This is a genomic window from Psychrobacter sp. W2-37-MNA-CIBAN-0211 (assembly GCF_040309405.1).
GTDB lineage: Bacteria > Pseudomonadota > Gammaproteobacteria > Pseudomonadales > Moraxellaceae > Psychrobacter > Psychrobacter glaciei.
The window spans coordinates 1-252 of the sequence record NZ_JBEOOU010000412.1 but is presented as its reverse complement, the minus strand read 5'-3'; the positions used below and the strand labels follow the sequence as shown (position 1 = coordinate 252).

Genomic DNA, 252 nt, shown 5'->3' with positions numbered 1-252 from the left:
GCTTGCCCGCATATGCACTTCTTCATTTCTTTGTTTGCGTATGATCACAAGACAAATGACATTAGCAACCAGTGCAACTGCCCCCATAGCCATCATTAGTCCCGATACAGGTTCGCTACCGTAAATTGACCGTCTTACAATATCAATGATAATCAACACACCCAGTGCCATCTGAAAAAAGCCGCTAATTCTAGCCGCATTGGCTTTGTGCAATAGCGATTTACCAATAGCATAAAGGGCAACACCATAGAC

1 pseudogene is annotated in these 252 nt (G+C 43.7%); it reads right to left on the bottom strand.

From position 1 onward, the window contains the following. Positions 1 to 252, bottom strand: a pseudogene (locus tag AAEY72_RS15690) (cation transporter); the annotation flags it as partial.